General features: G+C 50.9%; 18 protein-coding genes. 14 read left to right on the top strand and 4 right to left on the bottom strand.

The features are described from left to right. Window positions 1–293 precede the first annotated feature (293 nt). The 4 genes from NSU01_RS31350 to NSU01_RS31335 all read left to right on the top strand — a co-directional run bounded on the left by NSU01_RS31350 (window position 294) and on the right by NSU01_RS31335 (window position 4,256). Complete coding sequence (locus tag NSU01_RS31350; protein WP_076247017.1) at window positions 294–2,261, top strand: heavy metal translocating P-type ATPase; 1,968 nt, start codon at window positions 294–296, stop codon at window positions 2,259–2,261. A gap of 197 nt (window positions 2,262–2,458) precedes the next feature. Further along, window positions 2,459–3,400 carry a thioredoxin-disulfide reductase gene (trxB, locus tag NSU01_RS31345; protein ID WP_039308607.1) on the top strand — a complete coding sequence of 314 codons (942 nt, stop codon included), beginning with the start codon at window positions 2,459–2,461 and terminating at the stop codon, window positions 3,398–3,400. Between the two features lie 82 nt (window positions 3,401–3,482). Next, the gene (locus NSU01_RS31340; protein ID WP_039308604.1) at window positions 3,483–3,716 is read left to right on the top strand and encodes a glutaredoxin family protein; all 234 of its coding nucleotides are present in this window, start codon (window positions 3,483–3,485) and stop codon (window positions 3,714–3,716) included. 90 nt (window positions 3,717–3,806) lie between these two features. After that, window positions 3,807–4,256 (top strand): GNAT family N-acetyltransferase, encoded by a 450-nt coding sequence (locus NSU01_RS31335; protein ID WP_076247015.1) that lies wholly within the window; start codon window positions 3,807–3,809, stop codon window positions 4,254–4,256. A 100-nt stretch (window positions 4,257–4,356) separates the two neighbouring features. Here the strand turns inward: NSU01_RS31335 and NSU01_RS31330 are convergent, their stop codons facing one another. Then, a complete protein-coding gene (locus NSU01_RS31330) occupies window positions 4,357–4,557 on the bottom strand; it encodes a hypothetical protein (RefSeq protein ID WP_039308602.1) in 201 nt (66 codons plus the stop codon). 220 nt (window positions 4,558–4,777) lie between these two features. Further along, complete coding sequence (locus tag NSU01_RS31325) at window positions 4,778–5,938, bottom strand: ROK family transcriptional regulator (RefSeq protein ID WP_076247012.1); 1,161 nt, start codon at window positions 5,936–5,938, stop codon at window positions 4,778–4,780. Between the two features lie 456 nt (window positions 5,939–6,394). Here NSU01_RS31325 and xylA point away from each other — a divergent pair, with 456 nt between their 5' ends. The 9 genes from xylA to NSU01_RS31280 all read left to right on the top strand — a co-directional run bounded on the left by xylA (window position 6,395) and on the right by NSU01_RS31280 (window position 21,429). Then, on the top strand, window positions 6,395–7,714 hold the full coding sequence (xylA, locus tag NSU01_RS31320; RefSeq protein WP_042140031.1) for a xylose isomerase: 1,320 nt from the start codon (window positions 6,395–6,397) through the stop codon (window positions 7,712–7,714). Window positions 7,715–8,034: 320 nt separating this feature from the next. Next, a complete protein-coding gene (gene xylB / locus NSU01_RS31315) occupies window positions 8,035–9,531 on the top strand; it encodes a xylulokinase (RefSeq protein WP_076247009.1) in 1,497 nt (498 codons plus the stop codon). A gap of 377 nt (window positions 9,532–9,908) precedes the next feature. After that, window positions 9,909–11,465 carry a response regulator transcription factor gene (locus tag NSU01_RS31310; RefSeq protein WP_076247007.1) on the top strand — a complete coding sequence of 519 codons (1,557 nt, stop codon included), beginning with the start codon at window positions 9,909–9,911 and terminating at the stop codon, window positions 11,463–11,465. Window positions 11,466–11,640: 175 nt separating this feature from the next. After that, window positions 11,641–13,431 carry a histidine kinase gene (locus tag NSU01_RS31305; RefSeq protein ID WP_076247005.1) on the top strand — a complete coding sequence of 597 codons (1,791 nt, stop codon included), beginning with the start codon at window positions 11,641–11,643 and terminating at the stop codon, window positions 13,429–13,431. Between the two features lie 113 nt (window positions 13,432–13,544). Beyond that, complete coding sequence (locus NSU01_RS31300) at window positions 13,545–14,531, top strand: ABC transporter permease subunit (protein WP_081970288.1); 987 nt, start codon at window positions 13,545–13,547, stop codon at window positions 14,529–14,531. A gap of 14 nt (window positions 14,532–14,545) precedes the next feature. Beyond that, a complete protein-coding gene (locus tag NSU01_RS31295) occupies window positions 14,546–15,445 on the top strand; it encodes a carbohydrate ABC transporter permease (protein WP_042140026.1) in 900 nt (299 codons plus the stop codon). Between the two features lie 189 nt (window positions 15,446–15,634). Further along, complete coding sequence (locus NSU01_RS31290; protein WP_042140025.1) at window positions 15,635–17,380, top strand: ABC transporter substrate-binding protein; 1,746 nt, start codon at window positions 15,635–15,637, stop codon at window positions 17,378–17,380. 97 nt (window positions 17,381–17,477) lie between these two features. Next, entirely contained in the window at window positions 17,478–19,859 is a 2,382-nt protein-coding gene (locus NSU01_RS31285; RefSeq protein WP_076247003.1) for a glycoside hydrolase family 95 protein, read from the top strand. A 430-nt stretch (window positions 19,860–20,289) separates the two neighbouring features. Next, a complete protein-coding gene (locus NSU01_RS31280; protein WP_076247000.1) occupies window positions 20,290–21,429 on the top strand; it encodes a transglutaminase domain-containing protein in 1,140 nt (379 codons plus the stop codon). A 27-nt stretch (window positions 21,430–21,456) separates the two neighbouring features. Here NSU01_RS31280 and NSU01_RS31275 read toward each other — a convergent pair whose 3' ends face one another. Then, entirely contained in the window at window positions 21,457–21,774 is a 318-nt protein-coding gene (locus NSU01_RS31275; RefSeq protein ID WP_076246998.1) for a DUF3889 domain-containing protein, read from the bottom strand. A gap of 156 nt (window positions 21,775–21,930) precedes the next feature. Beyond that, a complete protein-coding gene (locus tag NSU01_RS31270; RefSeq protein WP_042140022.1) occupies window positions 21,931–22,299 on the bottom strand; it encodes a MerR family transcriptional regulator in 369 nt (122 codons plus the stop codon). Window positions 22,300–22,420: 121 nt separating this feature from the next. Between NSU01_RS31270 and NSU01_RS31265 the strand changes: the two genes are divergently transcribed. After that, window positions 22,421–23,071, top strand: coding sequence for a nitroreductase family protein (locus NSU01_RS31265; RefSeq protein ID WP_076246994.1), 651 nt, complete (start codon window positions 22,421–22,423; stop codon window positions 23,069–23,071). The last annotated feature ends 387 nt before the right edge of the window (window positions 23,072–23,458 follow it).

The following is a 23,458-nucleotide window of genomic DNA, read 5'->3' as shown; positions in this document are numbered from 1 at the left end:
TGCTCAAGGTGGAGGTCAACCCTCCGAAAAAACAGGCTTGTTTCCGGGTTTACTTTTCCGCCGGGCGTGATATAGTATAGCTATAAGTTGCATCGAGGAAATATAGTTGCATTATCGCAACAATGATTATCATTCTCATTTAACATGCTGTCCCGGCTAAGCCGGGGCAGCATGTGTCATTTTAAGGGTCTTAATAATGGCTCTCATTCTCAGTCGGGTCATAATGGTTCTCATTCTGGCTCTCATTCTCAAGTGTGCCTCTTATACAACTACAATCAGGAAGGTGATTTATAATGCAAGCAACCTCGAAAGAAATGCCTAAATCCATCGCGCGTCAAGGAGGCGCTAAGCAGCCGCGGACGCCGGAGCCGCGCCGCTTCGATCCGCTGGCTATGATCTCAAACGCCGAAATGCAGGCAGCGCTCGGAAGCGGGCTGATGATGCTGATCGCCTGGGCAGCCAGCGGCTGGTCTGAGACGATATCCGTTATTCTCTATGTGATCTCCTATTCGATAGGCGGCTGGATCAAGGCGAAGGAAGGCGTGGAGACGCTGGTCAAGGAGCGCGATCTGGATGTCAATCTGCTGATGATTGCCGCGGCTCTAGGCGCAGCTTCCATCGGTTACTGGAATGAAGGCGCGATGCTAATCTTCATCTTCGCGCTGAGTGGCGCGCTCGAGAGTTACACGATGGAGCGCAGTAAGAAGGATATCTCCTCGCTGCTGGCGCTCAAACCTGCCACGGCTGTGCGCATTGAGCAGGGGGCAATGAATGAGGTGGCGATTGATCTGCTGGCCATCGGAGATCTGCTGCTGGTCCGTCCCGGGGAGCTTATCCCTGCAGATGGCAAGGTATGCCGCGGGGAATCCTCTGTTAATCAGGCGTCCATTACCGGAGAATCGCTTCCCGTTGACAAAGCTGCTGGAAGTGAAGTGTTCGCCGGTACAGTCAATGGCGAAGGCCCGCTATATATTGAAGTTACCAAATCGGCAGAGAATACCTTGTTCGCCAAGATCATCCGGATGGTTGAAGAAGCCGAGAATGAAGTGCCGGATTCACAGCGTTTTATCAAACGGCTTGAATCCGTCTATGCCCGCGTTGTAGTAGCCGCAACGGCCCTGTTGATCACTTTGCCGCCGTTTCTGCTGGACTGGAGCTGGAGCGATACCTTCTATAAAGCAATGGTCTTCCTGGTAGTGGCTTCTCCGTGTGCACTCGTGTCCTCCATTATGCCGGCCATGCTGTCGGCCATCTCGAAGAGTGCGCGCAAAGGGATTCTCTTCAAAGGCGGTGTCCACCTGGAAAATATGGCACGTACCTCCGTAGTTGCTTTTGACAAAACGGGTACATTGACGGAAGGGGTTCCGCAGGTCACGGATTTCATCGCCGGAGAAGGGTATGGACGCGAAGCGCTGCTGTCCGTCAGTGCTTCGATTGAGAAGCTGTCCGGCCACCCGCTTGCGGAGGCTATTGTTGCGCTTGCCGAAGCCGAGCAGGTAGAGCTGCACAATATTGAAGAGAGCAAATCGGTTACCGGCTGGGGCATTGAGGGAACCATTAACGGCCAGCTGTGGCGGATCGGCAAGTCCAATCTGCTGGATGAAGTGGACGGCGCTGAACCGCAGGAGGGTTCGGAAGACTGGAGAGCGCTGCGCAGCCGACTGGAGCAGGAAGGGAAGACAGTATCGCTGATTCTCGCCGGAGACACCATCGCCGGAATGATTGCGCTGCAGGATACGGTGCGTCCCCAGGCGGAGACGGCGGTGCGCAAGCTGCAGGAGCTGGGCATTAAGGTAGCGATGCTTACCGGTGACCGTGAGGCCACCGCACAGGTGATCGCCGGGAAGACCGGAGTGGACCTGGTATTCGCCGGTCTTTTGCCGGAAGATAAGGTATCGCATATCAAATCGCTTCGTGAACAATACGGCCATGTGATTATGGTGGGTGACGGTGTTAATGATGCGCCTGCGCTGGCTACAGCAACGGTTGGTATGGGGATGGGAATGAAAGGCAGCGGAGCTGCACTGGAGATTGCCGATGTGGTGCTGATGAACGATAATATCGAGGAGATTGCTTCTACAATTGCCCTGGCCCGCCGCACGCAGCGGATTGTGAAGCAGAATATGATTTTTGCCGTGACGGTGATAGCTACACTGATGATCAGCAACTTTGTGCAGGGGATCGCGCTGCCGTTTGGCGTGGTGGGCCATGAGGGCAGCACCATTCTTGTAATCCTTAACGGACTGCGTCTGTTGCGCTAAAAAAGCCGGAACGACCGTTTAACCGGCCCAGCCAAATATTTAATTGCTTAAAATTGAATTGTTCACAAAATAGGAACGTTTTCACCGTGTCTGGCATATTGACATATTCCCTTGAGATGATCATAATAAATACTACATTATAATAATTTTAATTAAGAAATGGCGTCTTTGCCGTCCATCTCAAGGAGGATATAATCATGTACAAATCAATTATTGTAGGTACTGGACCGGCCGGATTGACGGCTGCCATATACTTGGCCCGGGCGAACCTGAGCCCGCTCGTTATTGAAGGTCCGCAGCCAGGCGGACAGCTTACGACTACAACAGAAATCGAGAACTTCCCAGGATTCCCGGAAGGCATTTTGGGTCCGGATCTGATGGACAATATGCGCAAGCAGGCTGAACGTTTCGGAGCACAGTTCGTTACCGGCTGGGTGAACAGTGTAGAGCTGGGTGAACGTCCGTTCAAGCTGAATGTTGAAGGCATGGGCACACTGGTTACAGATACATTGATTATTTCCACCGGTGCTACAGCGAAATATCTCGGAATTCCCGGGGAGCAGGATAATATCGGACGCGGTGTCAGCACTTGCGCAACCTGTGACGGATTCTTCTTCCGCGGCAAAGAAATCGTGGTTGTCGGCGGCGGCGATTCGGCGCTGGAGGAAGCGGGCTTCCTGACAAGATTCGCGTCAAAGGTAACCCTGGTGCACCGCCGCGAAGAGCTGCGTGCCTCCAAGATTATGCAGGACCGTGTACGTGACAATGCCAAAGTTACCTGGGGACTCAACCGTACGCCTGTTGAAGTTATTGCCGGAGACAAAGGTGTGACTGGCCTGAAGGTGATTAACAATGAGACCGGTGAAGAAGAGTTCATTGAAGCCAGCGGTGTATTCGTAGCTGTAGGCCATCATCCGAATACTTCTTTCCTGGGCGGACAAATCACTACGGATGCTAACGGCTACATTGTGTCGAATCCCGGAACCTCCGAGACGAATATTCCCGGCGTGTTTGCTTGCGGTGACGTGCAGGATACCCGTTACAGACAAGCGATTACGGCTGCAGGCAGCGGCTGTATGGCGGCGATGGATGCCGAGAAATATATCGAGAGCCTGGAGCACAGCGCGGTTATTCTGTAAGATTCCATTTGGAATAGAAGGCACTCCGGTGCTACAATAGATCACAGATTCTTATACTTACACATTAGGAGGAGATCATACTATGGAGAATGTAATTGTGTACACTTCAACCAATTGTCCGCATTGCCGTCAGGTGAAGAGCTTCCTGAACGATAAAGGTGTAGCCTACGAAGAGCGCAACATCGAGCAGAACGATGATTATGCACAGCAGGTATGGGATATGGGAATGAGAGCTGTTCCTATTACGGTTATCGGTGAGTTCAAAATCGTCGGCATGAACAAAACCAAGTTCGACAAGGCTTTGGCTACGATTTAAGGAATAGCTGGCCGGACTTAAGGAGAATACAGTAGCCGCTTCCCTCCGGAGGCGGTTTTTCGTTGTCCTGAATGAGAGGAGAAGGGTGAATTGTTAATCAGCTTAAAGAATTACTGGGACAGCGATGCGGTGAAGAGCCTGCTCGCAGAATGTATGTGGACGGATGATCAGAGAGTTAACGAAGAGCTGAAGAGATACCTTGCTGCGGAGGGCTGTGAGCTGTTTGGCTGCTTCATTAACGGGGAACTGGCCGGAATCACAGGAATCAGCTGCGCTGCTGCACATGAGGTGGAGATCAGACATCTGGCTGTCCAGAAGAATTGGCGCGGACGCACGATTGGCAGCAATATGATCGCAGAAATTGCCGGTTGGGAGCAGGTAGAGGTGCTGAGGGCAGAAACGGATCAGGATGCGGTAGGCTTTTATAGCAAGGCAGGGTTTGAGATTCACAGTCTGGGAGAAAAATATCCGGGGATTGAGCGGTTTGAGTGTGTACTGCGCACCAGGGGAACAACGGATATATCAAAAAGCAGTCTTTGAATCCAGGCTGCTTTTTGTATTTCCCGCTAAAACAGATACATGAAGGGGATACAAGATATCGCTGTCTTGCAAGCGTGAACCCCGTTTGGAGGCCGCTAGGCTAAGTATGGGTAAACGACATGACAATTTGAAAAACAGCATATACGGCAATGCCGCTGCTAATAAGCATGAATCCGGATTTCTTCCTCGATTGGAACAGGCGCAGGACGCCAAGGCTGATGAGTGGGGCGATAATAAGCAGCAGCAGCAGCACGGTGATGAACATCTTCGCCGAAATATCTGACGTATCAACATAGGTCATGGACGCTCTCTCCATTCAGAAAAAGGGGTATGGTGATAAATGTCACACGTATATCCTTATTATATAGGATTGCTATTCCTTTTAGTGCAGGAAATGCTGCTGCAAATGCGGCAATTTTACGAAAATATAAGAGCTTGTATATTCTACGCTAAAATTATCCTTCTATTTCTCTCTAAAACGGGTGCCTTCCTAAAAAAGGAAGGCACCCGTTTCTACTTGTCTATAGGGTTACCCGGATGTTGCCGAGAAAGTGCATGACTGCAGAAAAGCCTGCGCCAATCATCGTTCCGCGGCTGCCCAGCCTGGAGAAAGTGATCTCAAGCTGCTGCTTGTGGTAAGGAAGCGTACGCTCGGCTACTACCCGGCGCAGCGGCTCGCCCAGCCACGGTTCGGCTTCAGACAGAGCACCCCCAATGACAATCAGCTCCGGATTGAAGCTGTTGATCAGATTAGTGACCCCGATGCCCAGATATTCCCCGATGGAGCTAAAGTGCCGCAGGGTATCCGGCTGCCCCTCCAGCGCATACGCCACTAGTTCGGTCGTGGTGCGGGCAGGCAGGGAAAGGCCGGGATTATCGTATGTTTTCTCCGAAGCATAGAGCTCCCAGCAGCCCCGGCTGCCGCAGCTGCAGGGCTTGCCTTCCGCCTCAATCGTCATATGCCCGGTCTCCCCGGCGTATCCGCGTGCGCCCTTATACAATTCTCCGCCGATGATGATTCCGGACCCGATCCCCGAACCAGCGCTGATATACAGCAGATGGCGCACATCTCGCGCCGCCCCGAAGTTCAGCTCCCCTTGTGCCCCGGCATTGGCTTCATTGTCAATGGTGACCGGAACCGCGAAGGCGCTTTCCAGAATCGACCGCAGATCGACCATTTCCCAGCCAAGGTTGGGCGCAAACAGGACGACTCCGTGTTCATCCACCATTCCCGGCACGCCGACTCCGATGCCGACAATGCCATAGGGCGAAGGAGGCGCCTCGGCAATGAGCTCCGAGATCATCTGCTGCATCTGCCCAAGTACATAAGGGAAGTCGTGGGCCTCCAGCGCACAATCCCGTTCATGAAGAATACCGCCTCCCAGATTGCAGAGCACGGCCTTAAGCTGTTTAACGCGCAGCTCGATCCCGATAACGGTTCCGGCCATTTCGTTGAAATGCAGCATAAGCGGCTTGCGTCCCCCGCTGGATTCTCCGGGACCGGCTTCGGTAACCAGCTCCTGCCCGCAGAGCTCGGCGACTAGATTGGAGACCGTAGCCTTATTAAGGCCTGTCATCTCGGACACCTTGGCCCGGGAGACGGGGGACTGCATACGGATCGTATGTAAAATAATCGATTTGTTGATTTTTTTGACCAGCGCCTGATCACCGGTAACTTTCAAGAAGCACACTTCCTTTTTTGAAATATAAGACTATCCGGCCTGCTGAGTACGTCACATAACAATGAGGAAGGCACTCGATCAGGGCGGAGCTTATAGGTTTCGGTTTTCCCGCATACGTAATGCATTAAGCCTTGAAGCAGCGCTTACGCGGAGAAGGTATGCCATTTAGTCTAGAATGAAGAGCGGCAAAAAGCAACTAGATTAACGTCCGGGTGAGGCGGGGAAATTACAGTTATACGCATAGGCTGCACTGCCGGAGGGTACTTTATGTTCAGCATCATCAGGTGAAAATCAAGCGAGAAGAGAGAGGCTGCTCTGCCCGGCACAGAATAAAAAACAGGCAAAATAAAAGTTCTCAAAAACTTTGTTTAACCAATATACAAAGTCCTGAAGATGTGATAAGATGTTGCTGTAAACGCTTGCGGGCGAAGCAAAATATCGAGGAGGATTTTACAAATGGCTTATTTTGAAACAGTGAGCAAGATCTCTTACGAGGGAAGCCGTTCCACTAACCCTTACGCATTCAAATTCTACAACCCTACAGAAATCGTTGCCGGCAAAACTATGGAAGAGCACCTGAAATTTGCAATGGCATATTGGCATACATTAACAGCTGGCGGTTCCGATCCGTTCGGCGCTGAAACTGCAGTCCGCGCTTGGGATAAGCTGAGCACACTGGACAAGGCTAAAGCCCGTGCAGAAGCAGCATTCGAATTCATGGAGAAGATGGATCTGCAGTACTACTGCTTCCATGATGTGGACATCGCTCCTGAAGGCGCGTCCCTGCGTGAATTCTACAGCAACATCGATACAATCGTAGATATCCTTGAACAAGGCATGAAGGCTTCCGGCAAAAAATTGCTGTGGAACACAGCTAACATGTTCACCAACCCGCGCTACATGCACGGTGCAGGCTCCACTTGCAACGCTGATGTGTTCGCACACGCTGCTGCACAAGTGAAGAAAGGTCTAGAAGTTGGTAAACGTCTGGGCGCTGACAACTATGTATTCTGGGGCGGCCGTGAAGGTTACGAAACGCTGCTGAACACTAATATGAGTCTTGAGCAGGACAACATTGCCCGCCTGTTCAGCATGGCTGTTGATTATGCTAAGGAAATCGGCTTCGACGGCCAGTTCCTGATCGAGCCTAAACCGAAAGAGCCTACCAAACACCAATATGACTTCGATGCAGCAACCTGTATCGCATTCCTGCAGAAGTACAACCTGGATAAGCACTTCAAGCTGAACCTTGAAGCTAACCATGCCACACTGGCCGGCCATACGTTCGAGCATGAGCTGCACGTAGCCCGTATCAACGGCATGCTGGGATCGCTTGATGCGAACCAGGGCGATCCATTGCTCGGCTGGGATACCGATGAATTCCCTGCAAGCATCTACGATTCTACTCTGACTCTGTACGAAGTACTGAAGAACGATGGTCTGGGCAAAGGCGGAATCAACTTTGACTCCAAAGTGCGCCGTCCTTCCTTCGAGCCTGAGGATCTGTTCCTGGCACATATCTCCGGTATGGACGTATATGCCAAGGGTCTGAAGGTAGCTGCTAAGCTGCTGGAAGACGGCGTATTCGAGAACTTCATTGCTGAGCGTTACAGCAGCTTCAATGAAGGTATCGGTGCCGACATCGTATCCGGCAAAGCGACACTCGCTTCGCTTGCTGACTATGCACTGAACAACGAAAACCCGCGTCCGAACAAGTCCGGACGCCAGGAACTGCTGAGAGCTACACTTAACCAGTACATCCTGACAGTAGAGTAAGACTGCACCGGATTTGCGGCAGCTGCCGCAGATTCATCAGAGGATAAACGCAACGGGGGTTGCTGAAGAGAGCATTCTTCGGCAGCCCCCTTTTATTGGTGGAGAATAGATGTGCACGGCGTAGAATGGCTGATGCACAGGCTTCGGTAATAGGGTTAATGCTTCATATAATTAAGCAGATGCTTACGAAGCGAGTTTTGCTCGAAGTGAATTCAGGAAGCAGAAGCTCGCAAAACTTAAGATTATGCTTACGAGGCGAGTTATATTGCGGAGATGTTCCAATAGAAGTAATGCTTCATATAACTTTTAGGAGGATAACTATGAAATATGTAATCGGTGTCGATCTCGGAACCAGCGCAGTGAAGACTGTATTGGTAGATCCCCAGGGCAAAGTTGCGTTCGAGCACTCTGAGGCTTATCCGCTCAGCAGACCCCAGCCGAACTGGAGTGAGCAGAATCCGGAGGATTGGGTTAAAGGAACGATCGTCAGCCTGAAGCGGCTAATGGAGGTATCCGGTGTAGATTCTTCGCAAGTGGATGGAATCAGCTTCTCCGGTCAAATGCACGGACTGGTGCTCGTTGACGGTGAAGGTAAGGCTCTGCGTCCGGCGATCCTGTGGAACGATACACGCACAACAGCCCAGTGCCGCAAGATTGAGAAGACGCTTGGCGGCAAGCTGATCGAAGTTGCCAGAAACCGCGCGCTGGAAGGCTTCACGCTTCCGAAGATTCTTTGGGTTCAAGAGAACGAGCCGGAGGTATTGGCGCAGGCTGAGCTGTTCCTGCTGCCGAAGGATTATGTGCGTTACCGCCTGACCGGTGACTACGCTATGGATTATTCAGACGCAGCCGGAACCCTGCTGCTCGACGTAGGCTCCAAGCAGTGGAGCCCGGAGATTGCCGAAGCCTTCGGTCTGCCGCTCTCTATCTGCCCTAGACTTGTGGAATCCTTCGAGCAGACCGGAACCCTGCTTCCGGAGATTGCCGAAGCTTCCGGATTGCTGCCTTCCACCAAGGTGTTCGCCGGTGGTGCAGACAATGCCTGCGGCGCACTCGGTGCCGGAATTCTGGGTGAAGGCCGGACGATGTGCAGCATCGGTACTTCCGGAGTCGTGTTGTCTTATGAGAGCAACAAGGATCTTAACCTTGAAGGCAAAGTCCATTTCTTCAACCATAGTGAGAAGGATGCCTTCTACATCATGGGCGTTACACTGGCGGCGGGCCACAGTCTGACCTGGTTCAAGGAGACTTTTGCCGCTGAGAAGAGCTTCGACGAATTGCTCCAGGGCGTAAATGAGATTCCGGCTGGCAGCGGCGGCCTCTTGTTCACACCGTATATCAGCGGAGAACGTACACCGCATCCGGATGCGAACATCCGCGGCAGCTTCATCGGCATGGATTCCGGCCATACACTGTCCCACTTTACACGCGCTGTGCTGGAAGGCATCACCTTCTCGCTGCGTGAATCAATTGAGATTGTACGTGAATCCGGCAAAGAGATCACCGAGGTGGTGGCTATCGGCGGCGGCGCCAAGAATGAAGCCTGGCTGCAGATGCAGGCCGATATCTTCGGCGCTTCGATCATCAAGCTGGAGAGTGAGCAAGGTCCGGCTATGGGCGCGGCGATGCTGGCTGCTTACGGTGCCGGCTGGTTTGAATCGCTGGGAGCGTGCGCGGAAGCCTTCATCCGTCCGGCTGAAACCTACACTCCTAATGCAGAGCAGGCTGCAATCTACGACGGCATCTTCGCCTTGTACAAGGATGTTTACAGCCAGACCCGCGAACTGAATGAGAAGCTGGCTTTGTATCGTAAATAATTTAGTGTAAAATATAAACAATCACATATTTTAATGAACTTGTATAAGTTGAACTTAATTCCATACCAAAAGGGCTGTAGTAACGGAGGGGAATTTTGGAACTGGAAGGAGCGACAGCGTCCGCCTGAAAGCTTTCCGCAGGAAAGCTCGCTCCGGAAGCATCATCAGTCTGCGGATTTCCACCGCGTACAGCGGTTTGAATTCAAGAAATCTGGGGACAACAGCGGCCGGAAGTCCAAATATTCACTGTAGTTACGTCCTCGCCTAATGGGAGATCATTTGTTCATTTTATACCAGTCGTATATCCAGCACTTAATGTCTGCCATTCCTCACAGGGTGGCAGCTGTTTTCTTTTTAAATGAGGGGGTGAACCCATATTGATCAAAGTACTGATTGTAGATGATGAGCCCAAGCTAAGAGAAGGGATGCGGACGCTGATCCCCTGGGAAGAAGAGGGATACACCGTAGTGGCAACAGCGGCGAACGGATATGAAGCACTGGACAAGTTCCATGCGCTCGCGCCCGGCCTTGTGATTGCAGATATCCGCATGCCCGGGATGGACGGTCTGGAACTGATCTCCGAGCTCCGCAAAGAGAGCCCTAACTGCCATGTGCTGATTCTTAGCGGCTATGCCGACTTTGAATATGCCAAACGGGCGATTGCCTACCATATCGACGGTTATTTGCTTAAGCCGGTCGATGAGGAGGAATTGATCACCTATCTGCAGGAGCTGCGTGAGAAGATAAGCCTGGAAGAACGGATGATCGAATGGCAGTCCGGGGAGCCGGCGAAGACCACCGAAGTGCTGCTGCGCGAGCTGCTGCAGCCGAAGGAAGGTGGAGAGGCTTCCGCAGAGGCTGCGGCTCAGCTGGGGCTGGAAGGATGCAGCTGCGAAGTGATATTGCTGGAATTGAAAGGGCTTAACAAAGGGGAGGACAGCCGTGAGGAACAGGTGAAGACCCTGATGGAGCGGCATTGGCTGGAAGAGGAAGAGCGCGGCTTATTCTTCACGCTTCCCCCGTATATGGGGATTCTTTTGAAGGAACCGCTTGCAAATGACAGTGCCCGGGAGTCGCTATGGCAGGAGCTGCATTATATTACAGCGAAGGAAGGACTGGAGTTTCAGGCCGCAGCAGGCGGTGCAGCGGGCAGCCCGGAAGAGGCGTTCCTGTCGTTTGCCACAGCACGTGCCCGGCTGGACGATGCTTTTTTCGGGCAGAAGGACACGCTGCTCAGCGGGAAGCCGGATAACTGGAATGAACCCGTGAAGAGGACCGGGGAATTCGAGGAGGAGCCGGACCCGGAGCGGGATGTAGAGGTACAGCTGCTGCTTGCTGTTGAGGCCGGAAGCGGTGAGGTGGCCCGCGGGCTTATAGGGCAAATTGTCCGCCAGCTGGTTCATGCCCGGCGCGAAGAAACTTATATCAAGGATAACCTGATGCGGATTGTCAGCAGTACCATTGCCCGCCTGGAGGCAGCGAATCCGGACATCCGTGCACTGATTGCCGGTCAAGCCTCGCCTATGGGTGAAATGTACAGCAGTGCTAACCTGCATGATGTGGAGCAGCTGGTATCCGCTTATATGGAGCAAATTTCCGGGCTGATCGGCAGCGGCGGGCGCGGAGATGAAATCAAGCGGATCACGGACCTGATCCAGCGCCGCTATAATGAGAATTTGAAGCTGGGCTCGCTTTCCGAAATTTTCAACTATAATAGCGCGTATTTGGGCAAAATGTTCAAGAATCAGGTGGGAGAGCACTTCAACACGTATCTGGATAAAGTCAGAATTGAGAAAGCCAAGCAGTTCCTGACGCAAGGCATGAAAGTCTATGAGGTTGCAGAGCGGGTCGGCTATATGAACTCCGATTATTTTAATGCCAAGTTCCGCAAATATGTCGGAGTATCCCCGTCGGCCTACCGCAAAGAGAATTAATATCCCGGCTGCCGGGCAGGCCCGCGAGCAGCATGGGCGGTTAGAACTGTGAACTTGCCGAACGTTCAGCGTGAGGCTTATGATATACAGGCTGTTCCCTATCTGCAGAGGATAAGGGGAGCAGCCTGTTTTCCATGGAACGGAAGGGGGAATTGTTATTAAGAAGCTGGTGCGAATGATCAATAATATGAAGCTGAAATATAAGCTGATTTTTTTCTACATTATTGTCGTCATGATACCCGTGCTGATTGTTGGTATTATTCTTACAAGCTATTTTCGAGAGGGAGCCTTGAATAGAGCAATTGATCAGGCCACCAACAACGTGGAGAAGATCAAAAGCCAATTGTCCAGCAAGCTGCGTGTTCCGACGGATATTTCTAATCTGCTCTATTTTGACGAGGAGCTTGAGCAGCTGGTCACTATGCATTACCCGGATGCATTGGCGCTTACAAAGGCTTATTTGAATTACACGGATATCCGTGTATATGTTCTGCGGTACCGGGAAATTTCTAATATCCGCTTTTTCATTGATAATCCGAGCCTGGTTGATGATATGTCGATTGCACCATTGACTCCGGAGCTGGAGTCGAGAGCCTGGTACAAGAAAGCCATGCAGTCCGGAGAGATTTACTGGATGTATATTCCCGACAAGGAGAAATATTTTAACAGCCCCAAAGGGACGATCAACAAGCTCAGCCTGATCCGTCAGGTGTACTACCGGGAATCCGGCAAATCCGGAATACTGATGGTGCAGGTTTCTCAGGATGAACTGAATCAGATGCTCTATCAGGAGCCGTTCGATACGTTAATCATCGATGAGCAGGGTTATATTGTGTCGGCCAATGATCCGCAGCTTGTAGGCAGCACAGTGGATGATTTTGACATTGGCGTTGATGTGCAATTGCAGTCCAAGGGGGTGCTCAAAACCAGGGTGAAGGACAAGGATTCTTACGTCATTATTGATGAAATGTCTCCTGAGCTGAGCAGCAGCAAGCTGAAGATTATCTCTATATTTGAAACGAAAAGCATTCTGAGCGATGCCAATAATGTCAGCAAGCTGGGCCTCCTGATCGTTATTGGTGTGCTGCTGGTTGCCCTTGTGTTTGTATACACCATCTCCCTGCTGACCACCAACCGTCTGCTGCGCCTGAGCCGCCAGCTGAATCAGGTAGCCCTTGGCAATCTGAATATCGTCTCCCGGATTGACGGGACGGATGAGATCGGCCAGCTGTCGCGGCAATTCAATTATATGGTGGCAAGTATTAACCGGCTGATCACCCAGGTTATTGAGAGCAATGAGAAGAACAGTGCACTGGAGATCGCCCAGCGGGAGATCAAATTGAAGATGATGGCGAGCCAGATCCATCCGCATTTCCTGTTCAACGCACTGGAATCGATCCGCATGAATGCGCATCTTAAGGGAGAGAAGGAGATTGCGAACATCGTCAGACTGCTCGGTAAGCTTATGCGCAAGAACCTTGAAGTAGGCCGCGAACGGGCGCCGATCAAGGAAGAAGTAGAGATGATCCGCTCTTATCTGGAGATCCAGAAATTCCGGTATGAGGACAGGCTGGAGTATGAGATTAAATTTGACCCTAGAGCAGCTGAAATCATGATCCCGCCGCTCATTATCCAGCCGCTTGTAGAGAATTCCGTAGTCCACGGGCTGGAGAATAAGCAAGGTACCGTTCATGTCAATGTCAGTATAACGCTGGATGAGAACCAGGAGGTTCAGGTGCTTGTGACAGATGACGGCATCGGCATGAAGGAGGAAAGACTGTCCGAGATCGTGGATGTGATTAGCAAAGTGGAGGAAGAGGAACGGGGACGGATCGGCCTGCGCAATGTTCATCAGAGACTGACTCTATATTACGGAGAGGAGCATGGTCTGAGGATTACAAGCCGATCAGGTGAAGGTACCGAGATAGCGTTTTCTATTCCCGTTGAAAGCGAGTTCAAGTCTTAAGCAGCGCGGCCTGGGAGAATCTCTAATTTAGACAGGATTTTACGTGAAATCTGTTGGGTATTCTCTCCCGGGGTGCTGCGGTAAGATAAGACTATAAAAACGAAGGGGGAATAATGATCGTGAAAGCGCTCACTGAAAACGGTGTTACAGCAAATGAAAGCGTAACCCCCCGCCCACCTGCGAAACGGAATAGTGGATTTTGGAAAAGCGTACTGCAGCAAAAGTACTTATATCTGATGTCTCTTCCATTCGTGATCTGGGTATTTATTTTCAGCTATGTACCCATATGGGGATGGTTGATGGCATTCCAAAATTATAAGCCGGCTAAGACATTCGGCGAACAGAAGTGGGTCGGACTGGATAACTTCAAGGAGTTGTTCCATGACGAACGTTTCTATCTCGTATTAAGAAATACCCTGTCCATGAGCGTCCTCGGGCTGATCTTTGGCTTCGTGGTTCCCATTACGTTTGCTATCATGCTCAATGAGCTGCGGGGGAGTATTTTCAAGAGAACGGTTCAAACGGTATCTTATCTGCCTCACTTTGTCTCCTGGGTCGTTGTAGGCGGGATTGTCTACAAGACACTCGCGATCGACGGAGGAATCGTGAACGATTTGCTGATGTGGTTACATATCACTGATGAGCCGATCCAGTTCATGGCCCAAGGCAAATATTTCTGGGGAATTTTGACTGCATCCGATATATGGAAAGAAACAGGCTGGGGTGCAATCATCTATTTGGCAGCGATTACAGGGATCGATAAAGAGCTGTACGAAGCGGCAAAAGTGGATGGTGCGGGAAGAATTAAGCAGGCATTCAATATTACTTTGCCGGGTATCCGTTCAACCGTTATGGTGCTGCTCATTATGAACATCGGCCATCTGATCGGTATCGGCTTCGAGAAGCAGTTCCAGCTGCAGAACAACCTGGTCACCGATTATTCGGAAGTGCTGGATTTGTATGCGCTTAAGTATGGTATTCAGATCATGCGGTTCTCTTATGGTACTGCAATAAGCATGTTCACCTCCGTAGTCAGTGTAATTCTGCTGTTCACGGCTAACGGTCTGATGAAGAAATTCACTAAAGAAAGCATTATGTAAGGAGGGGACCATAAATGGGTGGCAAAGCATTTCAAATGACAAAAGGTGAGCGTGCATTCGACATCTTTCTGTACACTGCACTTACATTAATCATGATTGTGACGTTGTATCCCTTCCTGAACGTACTGGCGATTTCTTTCAATGAATCTACAGATACCGTTCGGGGCGGCATCTATATCTTCCCGAGAGCCTGGACGCTTGAGAATTACCAGCGGATCTTCAGCTATACCGGTCTGATTCAGGGCTTCAAGATCTCCATTCTGCGTACCCTTTCAGGTACACTTCTGGGTCTGATCAGTGCTTCCATGCTGGCCTTTACGCTCAGCCGTCCGGAATTTAGAGCGAGAAAATTCATCTCGACTTTCCTGGCCCTGACGATGTATTTCTCCGGCGGTATGGTGCCTATGTACATTCTGATGAAAGATTTGAATCTGATCGGAACGTTCTGGATTTACATCCTTCCGGGTATGGTTTCCGCATTTAACGTCTTCATTATCCGTTCCTTTATGGACGGGCTGCCATTTGCTCTTCAGGAATCCGCCAAGCTGGACGGGGCGAATGACTTTATGATTTTCTATAAGATCATCCTTCCGCTCTGTAAACCGGTACTGGCAACCATCGCGCTGTTCCTGGCCGTTGGCCAATGGAATGAATGGTTCACAACGTATCTGTATAACGGTAACAAGCCGCACTTGACTACATTGCAGTATGAGCTGATGAAGGTATTGTCGTCTACCAATCAGGGCAGCGGCATGGTGAATGCGAACGATATGGCGCGGCAGATGGCGCAGATTTCACCAGAATCGATCAAGATGGCGATTACGATTGTCGTAACTGTACCTATTCTGGTTGTATACCCGTTCCTGCAAAAGTACTTCGTAGGCGGTATGACGCTGGGTGCAGTTAAAGCGTAAGCCTGACAATAGATTGAAATGGAACAGCTGCCTGGTTCAGTGCAGGATCAGGCGGCTATCCAATCTCAGGGTTATTGTTAAATAGTGGAATTTATATTTATAGTAGTTTTGCAAGCGTTCACAATGGTATATTCAGGTCTATCCTGATATGCATAGATGAAACATACTAATTTACAAGGGGGATATACAATGAATCGCAAGAGTACCAAAACAATCTTTACACTCATGCTTATGAGCTCTATGCTGATCGCCGGTTGTGGAGGCAATAACAATAATGCGGCCAACAACACGACATCTAACAACACAGGAAACACACCTGCAGCGACTAATGCAGCAGCAGATGATACCGCATTAGATACTTCTCCGTTCACGATCTCTTTCTTCGGCGGTGACGCCAGTCCGAACTGGAACAAAATGCAGGATGAAGTCGGTAAAGCCATTACTGAAAAAACAGGTGTTACTATTGACGCTGAATTTGATGTAGGCAGCGGCGGCGGCGACCAAAAAATCCCGATGATGGCTGCCAGCGGCGACGTACCTGATCTGATCTTCGCCAAAGGAAACTTGAGCACCCTGGTGGATGCCGGCCTGATTATTGATATGACGGAACTGATTGATAAATATGCTCCGAACCTCAAGAAGGTCTATGGCGAAAACATGGGCCGTCTGAAATACAGCCTGGATGACCAAGCGATCTATCAGATTCCTACGAATATGGGTGTCGGCCAACAAGCCTTCGACGCTACAGGCGGATTTGAAATTCAACACCGCGTATTGAAGGAACTGGGCTATCCTGAAGTGAAGACACTGGCAGATTATGAGAAAGTGCTTAAGGATTATGTGGCTCTGCATCCGGAAACCGATGGCCAGCCTACCATTCCGCTGACGCTGAACGCTGATGACTGGAAAATCATGATCACCGTTACAAACCCGGCTTTCACTACAACAGGTGCACCGGATGATGGCGAGTATTATGTAGATCCTGAAACCTATGAAGCACAGCTGCACTACAAACGTCCGGCAGAAAAAGAGTATTTCCGCTGGTTGAACGGAATGTACGCTCAAGGCCTGCTTGATAAGGATACCTTCGTACAAAAAGACGATCAATACAAAGCTAAAGTTGCCAGCGGCCGTGTACTCGGTCTGATCTCCCAGGAATGGGAATACTCCGATGGTGAGAATGCTCTGAAGGCAGCCGGTAAAGACGAGTATACTTACGGTCACTTCCCTGTAACCCTGTCTGATGAGTATAAAGATCATTCCTTCATGCAGACAGGTATCGACGGCTATGGTCTTGCGATCACTACCGCAGCTAAAGACCCTGTCCGGATCATCAAATGGCTGGACTGGATGTCTTCCGATGAAGGTCAGATTCTGAGAACCTGGGGTATTGAAGGCACGCACTACACTGTAAATGCAGATGGTAAACGCGAAGTTCTTCCGGAAATCAGCGATGGTCTAGCTAACGATACCGCAAACACCCAGAAGAAAACCGGGATTGGCCAGTACCTTATCTTCGGTGCACGTTATGGTGATGGTGTGAAGGATTCCACTGGCAACTACTACACTACAAGCTTCCCGGAACAGATCGTAGCTTCTTACTCCGATGCTGAGAAGGAATCACTTGCAGGTTACAAGGCTACTACATGGAAAGATCTGTTCCCTAAAGAAGATGAATTCCCGATCAAAGAAACAGGAGCCCTGTACAACCTGCCGGTTCCTACTGACGGTCAATATCAGGTAATCTTCAAGAAGACACAGGATATCATCCGCAAACGTATTCCTGAAGCCATCCTGTCGAAACCTGCAGACTTCGATAAAGTGTATGATGCCTTCCTGGCAGAGCTGGATAAAGCCGGCGCTCAGGATATGGAAAAAGAATTCACAGAGCTCGTGAAAAAGAGAGTAACCCTGTGGACAGGTAAAACGTTCTAATCAATAATGGGATGTAGGTCATTCCATACAGCGAAGGCCCGACTTAGGTCAGGGCCTTTTGCCGTACTCAGATATTATTACGGAGGGCGAGAAGAGAATGGATAACAACAGGCATCACCCGTGGAAATTAAAGTACGGCCAGCCGGCGGCAGTCTGGGAAGAAGCACTGCCGCTTGGTAACGGGTATATGGGCGCTATGGTGTTTGGCGGTACCGCCAAAGAGCAGATTCAGCTGAATGAAGATACCCTGTGGTCCGGATTTCCGCGGGACACGAACAACTATGAAGCCCTGCGGTATCTGAAGAAGGTACGGGAGCTGGTATCCTCCGGCAAATATGGTGAAGCCGAGGATGTGGTCAACGCGCATATGCTTGGGGTAAATGCACAGGCGTATATGCCGCTGGGTGACCTGTTGCTGGAGCAGGCTGGCGTAGAGAACTGCACGGCGTATGAACGGGAGCTTGATCTGGACAGCGGGATTGCCAGAGTTACTTATCAGAATGAGCAGAGGGCTTTTACCCGTGAAGTATTTATCAGTGCTCCTGACAAGGTGGGTGTCGTTCACGTTACAAGTGCGGTGCCGGGCGGACTTCATCTGGAGCTTGCTCTCAGCAGCCAGCTGAAGCATACGGTCAGTTCTGAAACTGAGCAACAACTGGTGCTCCATGGCCGCTGTCCGTCGCATATTGCTGACAACTATCATCAGGATCATCCCGTGGCCGTTCGCTATGAGGAGGGTCTCGGAATTGCCTTCGAGCTGCACCTGCAGGTACAGGTAACCGGGGGAGGAAGCATCCATCATTCGGATGGCAAGCTTGTCATATCCGGCGCTGATCGTGTACTTCTGCTGCTTGCGGCCGGCACGGACTATGAAGAGGTGCGGTCCAGAGCAAGCCATAAGAAAGCCGGAGCGGCTCAGGATTCCGCAGTTATTGTCAGCCCTGCGGATTTGTGTGCAAGCAGGCTGACCGCAGCTGCCGGCAAGTCCTATGAGGAGCTGCGGAGACGGCATACAGAAGATCATCAGGCGGTATTCCGCCGCATGGATCTGGATCTGGGCGGTCATGAAGCGGACAACCTGCCGACCGATGAACGTCTGGCTGCCTATAAGAACGGTCAGGAGGACCCGGCGCTGGAGGCGCTGCTGTTCCAATATGGCCGTTATCTGCTGATGGGCAGCTCGCGTGCCGGAACACAGGCCGCCAATCTGCAGGGCATCTGGAATAATCATGTACAGCCGCCATGGAACAGCAATTATACAACCAATATTAATACGCAGATGAATTACTGGCTGGCAGAGGTCTGTAATCTCAGTGAATTTCATGAGCCGTTAATTGAGCTGATCAAGGAGCTCAGTGAGACCGGGGCCAGAACGGCTGCAATTCATTACGGGGCACGCGGCTGGGTAGCTCATCACAATGTCGATCTGTGGAAGGCGTCTAACCCTTCCGGCGGAGATGCCAGCTGGGCGTTCTGGCCGATGGGCGGCGTCTGGTTGTCCCGGCATTTGTGGGAGCATTACGAATTCACGCCGGATGCCGTTTATCTCGAAGAGACGGCTTATCCGTTAATGAAGGGAGCGGCGCTCTTCTGCCTGGACTGGCTGGTGGAGGGGCCGGACGGCCAGCTGGTAACCAGCCCGTCTACTTCACCGGAGAACCGGTTTGTAACAGAAGATGGCAGAGCCAGCAGCATATCCATGGGCTCGGCCATGGATATGAGCCTGATCAATGAATTGATGCAGCACTGCCTGCAGGCTGCACGGATTCTCGGCGTGGATCCGGAGTTCCAGGCTGAATTGGAGAAGACGCTCTCCCGTCTGTCGCCGCTGAAGATTGCTGAGGACGGGCGGCTGCAGGAGTGGATCTATGACTTCACTGAATCCGAGCCTGGACACCGTCATGTCTCGCACTTGTACAGCCTTTATCCGGGCAACCGGATCAACAAACGGGACACACCGGAGCTGCTGGCGGCGAGCCGTTTATCGCTTCAGAAGCGGATCGCTTCCGGCGGCGGGCATACCGGCTGGAGCTGCGCCTGGCTGATTAATCTGTATGCCCGGTTGGAGGACGGTGATTCGGCTTATGGCTTTGTCCGTACGCTGTTAACCCGTTCGGTCTATCCGAATCTGTTCGACGCGCATCCGCCGTTTCAGATTGACGGTAATTTCGGCGCTGCCGCGGGTATTGCGGAAATGCTGCTGCAGAGTCATCTGGGTGAGCTTACGCTGCTTCCGGCGCTGCCCCGAGCCTGGAAGAACGGCCGGATTAGCGGCCTGAAGGCACGCGGCGGCTATGTGGTTGACATGGACTGGCAGGATGGACTGCTGGTATCCGCCCGGATCACAGCGAAGTATGATGGACTGCTACGTCTAAGCTATGCGCAGGAGCTGAAGCTGCAGCTTCCTGACGGCAGCACGCAGGTGGTAGAACCTGCGATTGAGGTTAAAGCCGGTGTGACTTATCTTGTGACGCTGTAGTCTGTAGGTTGTAAGCAGTGAACGTGAACGCTTAAGTGTAGCATAGATAAGCGCAGCCGAAGCCGCTGCTTCCCGGAGATGGACCGGGATGCAGCGGCTTTTTTAATGATCTATTTTCGCGTGCCCGCATACCTCCTGAGCATTCTGTCTGCCCCAGCACTCCGCCTGCCCCAGCACTTCACCGCCTGCCCCAGCACTTCACCGCCTGCCCATCACCCATCCGCCCACCAGTGCTTGTCCTGATAATATTTATGGGGTGGATACTTATGCGCCGGGTGTGCCGGGCCGATAATAATGAATATAACAGGTATCTCAGGTTCAGGTTCAAAGGTTTCTAGGGTTGGAGTTGTATACAGGGGATTTCCGGCATTTACTATAGAGTAAACGGCTAATCATCCATTATATAGATTGCAGGAGGCACTTGAAGGCTATGGGGAAGAGACGTATATCGCTGATGAAGACCGTGATTTGCGGCATGCTGGTTTTTGCTGCTATCCCGCCCGCAACATACTGGGGGTATGAGCATGCCTATGCTGCTGCTGATTCTGTGGTGCTGCGTTCTGTCAATGAGATGACACAGAAGCTGACCGGGGCGATGAGCAACCGCAGAGAGACAATTACCTTCACTTATCAGGGCAAGACAAATAAGCTGAAGAGCCAGGTGCAGACTTCAATCGATCAGGCGATGGGGAGCGATCCGTATCTCTATTATATTATTGACAGCTATGCGTTTTCTTACCGGGGGAGCACACGCTCTGCCAACGTGACGATTCAGGTGGAGTACCGGGAGACGCTGCAGCAGACAGCATATGTTAACAAGCAGGTGAAGACCATTCTGCAGGAATTAATTACACCGGGGATGAGCAGCCATCAGAAGGTCAAAGTCATCCACGACTGGGTGGTGCTGCATTTGCAATATGATAATTCATACCGTAAATATACGGCGTATGAGGGACTTCAGACGGGCAGTGCGGTATGTCAGGGGTATTCCCTGCTGACCTATAAGCTGCTGCTGGGAGCGGGTATACCGAATAGGATTGTGGAGGGTACTGCGAGGCCCGAGGGGGGCGTTGCCCAGTCGCATGCCTGGAATCTCGTGCAGCTGGACGGACTCTGGTATCATCTCGACACGACCTGGGATGATCCGGAGCCTAGTCCGGAGGGTGGAATCAGTACCGTATATTACATGAGAACGGATGCCCAGATGCGCCGTGACCACAGCTGGACCAAGACATATCCGGCCGCTTCAACCGGTTATGCCGAGACACTGTCACAGCTGGTCAGCCAGGGCGGACAGGGGACAGACGGATACAAGAAGCTGCAGGAGGTTCTGGATTACAGGCTGTATGAGGAGGATCAAGTGATCGCTTCGGCGGCAGACTTGAAGAAGCTTGCGCAGCAGGCGGCGGATTCAGGCCAACTCTCACTGCTGTTCCGTTACCGGGGCAGTGAGAAGCTGCTGAGGCAGGACCTGCAGGTCCTCTATGAGATAGGGCTGAATAATTTGGCATTCAACAGTTCACCTTTTGACAATACAGGGGATCTTAAGGTGTATGTGACCTGGAAATAAGAGTATTGAAAGGGATACAGTATAGCTTTATCGCCATTGATCCGTCTCCGAGAAAAGAATGGTTTGCAGCTGATCGTTCGACGGGTCGAAGCGGACCATGACGAATATGCCAAATTCCCGGCCGGCTTTGCTCCGGATCCACAGCTTGAATTTCTCCTCCGCAAGCGTTGGCTTTATTTGAGTTCGGCCTACATGCTTATAATCGATAACCTCGGCATTGTATTTCTGCTGCGCAGCTTTCACGGCTACGACACCCCATTTGGCATACTCAGGAGCGGCTGAACTCACCGGGCTGTTAAGGGTGAAGATAAGCGCCAGCAGAGCGGTGATCCAAATTTTTTTCATGGCAGTCTCCTTAGATTGTAGATTGTGAATATGTATTAGCTTGCCCCCAAAATAAAAAATTACATCAGGACAGCAAACAAACAGGGATGTCTGCCGCGCCGATAGGCTGCGGGACATCCCTGTTTGTTGTAATTCCGGATAATCAGCCGGAAGCGCTCAAGAATACTTTCCGAACCCGTCCTCGCACGTTATATCCAGCTCAAGAAGATCATAAAGAGATTGCTTGGAATCCTCAAGGTTTTTTTGCGCAGCTTCAATATCTGCTATTTTATCTTTGATAATACGTGTTTGTTCTTCTTTGGAGATTCCATTTTTAGAGATCATGGATTTTATATCATTAATTGAAAAACCGACAGCCAGACAATTCTTAACAACACCCAAATGGTGAATGATCTCTGCATCATAATTCCGGTAATTGTTCTCTTCCCTGAGGATATATTCATCCGTGATAATGCCCATTTTCTCATAGTACCGGATGGTTGATATAGGCAGATCAACAATTTTTGCGACTTCACTAATTTTCATGTTAAAATCACCCCGTTTTTCCCTCTTGCTATAAAGTATACTTCATAGTTTAGAATTCTTGTAGTGATGATAAGTGACATTTCAGCACAAGAAAACCTATAGATAAAGGAGAGAAATTTACATGAGTACAATCACCGGGAAATACCATACAACCAACGATTTCAATGAGATCGTTCTGGAGCGCCGTTCCGTGAAGGCCTATGATCCTGAAGTAAAAATCAGCCGGGAGGAAATGACCGAGATTCTGGCGGAAGCCTCCCGTGCACCGTCTGCCATTAACATGCAGCCATGGCGTTTCCTTGTTATTGACAGCGCGGAAGGCAAAGAAAAGCTTGCACCGCTGGCCTCCTTCAACCAGACACAGGCTCTGACTTCCTCGGCAGTTATTGCGGTATTTTACGATGCGAATAATATTGAATATATAGAGGAAATTTTCGGCAAATCGGTGGAACTTGGTTACATGCCGAGCGACGTCAAGGATATGCAGCTGCAACAAGTGAAGCCTTATTATGCGGGGATATCTGCATCCGAGCTGCGTGATGTGAATCTGATTGACTCGGCGCTTATTTCGATGCAGCTGATGCTTGTTGCCCGGGCCCATGGATATGACACCAACCCGATGGCCGGTTATGAGAAGGATAAGATCGCGGAAGCTTTTGGTCTGGACAAAGACCGGTTCCAGCCGGTCATGCTGATCTCGATAGGGAAAGCAGCCAAAGAAGGCTACCCATCCTACCGCCTGCCGGTTGAGACAATCACAACCTGGGCATAATCAACAGCTCCAAGGGGACGTTCTTTAGTACAAAAGCATACTTAAACTTAATCTACTGACGCAAAAAAAAGACCGGTTCAGGCCACGATAATGTGGCCGAAACCGGTCTTTGTACTGAATCCGCTGAAAGTGGGCGGTATGGGGAAACTAAAGGGATAAATCCCACTAATTCCGCTGAAAGTGGGCGGTATGGGGAAACTAAAGGGATAAATCCCACTAATTCCGCTGAAAGTCGGCGGTATGGAGAAAATAAAGGGATAAATCCCACTAATTCCGCTGAAAGTGGGCGGTATGGGGAAACTAAAGGGATAAATCCCACTAATTCCGCTGAAAGTGGGCGGTATGGAGAAATCAAAGGGATAAATCCCACTAATTCCGCCGACGGTC

The organism is Paenibacillus sp. FSL H8-0259 (assembly GCF_037963255.1).
GTDB classification, from domain to species: Bacteria; Bacillota; Bacilli; order Paenibacillales; family Paenibacillaceae; genus Paenibacillus_AQ; species Paenibacillus_AQ phytohabitans.
This window is presented reverse-complemented; position numbering and strand designations above follow the sequence as displayed.

Bases quoted from the DNA above. Each gene is read 5' to 3' on its own strand.
- NSU01_RS31350 (WP_076247017.1), top strand. From the start codon at position 294: ATGCAAGCAACCTCGAAAGAAATGCCTAAATCCATCGCGCGTCAAGGA.
- trxB (WP_039308607.1), top strand. From the start codon at position 2,459: ATGTACAAATCAATTATTGTAGGTACTGGACCGGCCGGATTGACGGCT.
- NSU01_RS31340 (WP_039308604.1), top strand. From the start codon at position 3,483: ATGGAGAATGTAATTGTGTACACTTCAACCAATTGTCCGCATTGCCGT.
- NSU01_RS31330 (WP_039308602.1), bottom strand. From the start codon at position 4,557: ATGACCTATGTTGATACGTCAGATATTTCGGCGAAGATGTTCATCACC.
- xylA (WP_042140031.1), top strand. From the start codon at position 6,395: ATGGCTTATTTTGAAACAGTGAGCAAGATCTCTTACGAGGGAAGCCGT.
- xylB (WP_076247009.1), top strand. From the start codon at position 8,035: ATGAAATATGTAATCGGTGTCGATCTCGGAACCAGCGCAGTGAAGACT.
- NSU01_RS31305 (WP_076247005.1), top strand. From the start codon at position 11,641: ATGATCAATAATATGAAGCTGAAATATAAGCTGATTTTTTTCTACATT.
- NSU01_RS31300 (WP_081970288.1), top strand. From the start codon at position 13,545: ATGATCGTGAAAGCGCTCACTGAAAACGGTGTTACAGCAAATGAAAGC.
- NSU01_RS31295 (WP_042140026.1), top strand. From the start codon at position 14,546: ATGGGTGGCAAAGCATTTCAAATGACAAAAGGTGAGCGTGCATTCGAC.
- NSU01_RS31290 (WP_042140025.1), top strand. From the start codon at position 15,635: ATGAATCGCAAGAGTACCAAAACAATCTTTACACTCATGCTTATGAGC.
- NSU01_RS31285 (WP_076247003.1), top strand. From the start codon at position 17,478: ATGGATAACAACAGGCATCACCCGTGGAAATTAAAGTACGGCCAGCCG.
- NSU01_RS31280 (WP_076247000.1), top strand. From the start codon at position 20,290: ATGGGGAAGAGACGTATATCGCTGATGAAGACCGTGATTTGCGGCATG.
- NSU01_RS31275 (WP_076246998.1), bottom strand. From the start codon at position 21,774: ATGAAAAAAATTTGGATCACCGCTCTGCTGGCGCTTATCTTCACCCTT.
- NSU01_RS31270 (WP_042140022.1), bottom strand. From the start codon at position 22,299: ATGAAAATTAGTGAAGTCGCAAAAATTGTTGATCTGCCTATATCAACC.
- NSU01_RS31265 (WP_076246994.1), top strand. From the start codon at position 22,421: ATGAGTACAATCACCGGGAAATACCATACAACCAACGATTTCAATGAG.